The organism is Xanthomonas sp. SHU 308 (assembly GCF_000364645.1).
Lineage (GTDB): Bacteria > Pseudomonadota > Gammaproteobacteria > Xanthomonadales > Xanthomonadaceae > Xanthomonas_A > Xanthomonas_A sontii.
Genome location: NZ_AQOK01000523.1, coordinates 1 through 1,574 on the forward strand (window position 1 = coordinate 1; position 1,574 = coordinate 1,574).

Consider the following 1,574-nt stretch of genomic DNA (forward strand, 5'->3'; position numbering starts at 1 on the left):
GCGGCGGCGCCGAGCGCTGCGGACGGTCGCCGCCGCCCATGCCGCCGCCACCGCCCTCGCCGCGGCCGCCGAGCATCTGCATCTCGTCGGCGACGATGTCGGTGGAGTACTTCTCCACGCCGTCCTGGCCGGTGTACTTGTCGTAGCGGATCGAGCCTTCGACGTAGACCGAGCTGCCCTTGCGCAGGTACTCGCCGGCGATCTCACCGAGCTTTCCGAAAAACACCACGCGATGCCACTCGGTGCGTTCCTGCTGGTTGCCGTCGCGGTCCTTGCGCACGCTGGTGGTGGCCAGGCTGATGCGGGTGATGGCCATGCCGGCCTGGGTGTACTTGGTGTCGGGATCGTTGCCGAGGTTGCCGACGAGGATGACTTTGTTGATGCCGCGGGCCATGAGCTGCTTCCGTCTGGGGTCTCCGCGGCCAGGGGGCACGCAGAGCGGTAAAGAAGATTTCGGGGAGCAATCCTAACATCGCCGGGCCGGACCGGCCTGCGCCAGGCGCCCGCCGGCGCCCCGGAAAACGCCGCATTGGGCTGTCGGAATCCTGCCGGCACGCCTCCCGCCGGGCGCTGCAAACCCAGGCACGGCAAGCTCTCCGCCCCCTGCCCCGGCCCACAACGGGACGGATGTGGCCGCGCAGCCTATACTTTGCGCACGTTTCCAGTCCTGTCCGCATGAGCATCGCCGAATCCCCCAGCTCCGCCCTGGGCCTGCCCCAGATCCAGATGCTCGCCGCGCCGGACATGGCCGAGGTGGACGCCCTGATCCGCCGCCGCCTGTCCTCGGACGTCGTGCTGATCAACCAGATCGCCGACCACATCGTCTCCGCCGGCGGCAAGCGCCTGCGGCCGATGCTGGTGGTGCTGGCCGGCCGCGCCTGCGGCGCCGGCGGGCCGATGCAGCACCAGTTGGCGGCGATCATCGAATTCATCCACACCTCGACCCTGCTGCACGACGACGTGGTCGACGAGTCGGACCTGCGCCGCGGCCGCAGCACCGCCAATGCGCTGTGGGGCAACGCGCCCAGCGTGCTGGTCGGCGACTTCCTGTATTCGCGCAGTTTCCAGCTGATGGTGGAGCTGGACAGCATGGCGGTGATGCGCCTGCTGGCCGACACCACCAACCGCATCGCCGAGGGCGAGGTGCTGCAACTGCTGCACGTGCACAACCCCGACACCGACGAAGCCGCCTACCTGCGTGTGATCGAGCGCAAGACCGCGGTGCTGTTCGCCGCCGGCACCCGGCTTGGAGCGCTGGCCTCCGGTGCCAGCGAGGCGGTGCAGGAACGCCTGTACGACTACGGCATGCAGCTGGGCTATGCGTTCCAGATCGCCGACGACGTGCTCGACTACACCGCCGACGCCGCCGACCTGGGCAAGAACCTGGGCGACGACCTGGCCGAGGGCAAGGCCACGCTGCCGCTGATCCACGCCATGGCGCATGCCGACAACGTCACCCGCGCGCGCCTGCGCCAGATCGTCGAACAGGGCGACGCCAGCGCGATGCCAGAGGTGCTGGCCGCGATCGAGGCCAGCGGCGGCATCGACTACAGCCGCCGCCGCGCGGCCGACTA

General features: G+C 69.6%; 2 protein-coding genes. One reads left to right on the forward strand and one right to left on the reverse strand.

Going from position 1 to position 1,574, the window contains the following annotated elements; all coding sequences use genetic code 11:
• Positions 1-394, reverse strand: a 394-nt coding sequence (ssb, locus tag D588_RS0115610; RefSeq protein ID WP_017916649.1) for a single-stranded DNA-binding protein, incomplete at its 3' end; no start/stop codon positions are given.
• Between the two features lie 281 nt (positions 395-675).
• Here ssb and D588_RS0115615 point away from each other — a divergent pair.
• Positions 676-1,574 (forward strand): polyprenyl synthetase family protein (locus D588_RS0115615; RefSeq protein ID WP_017916650.1); only part of this gene is annotated, 899 nt, incomplete at its 3' end.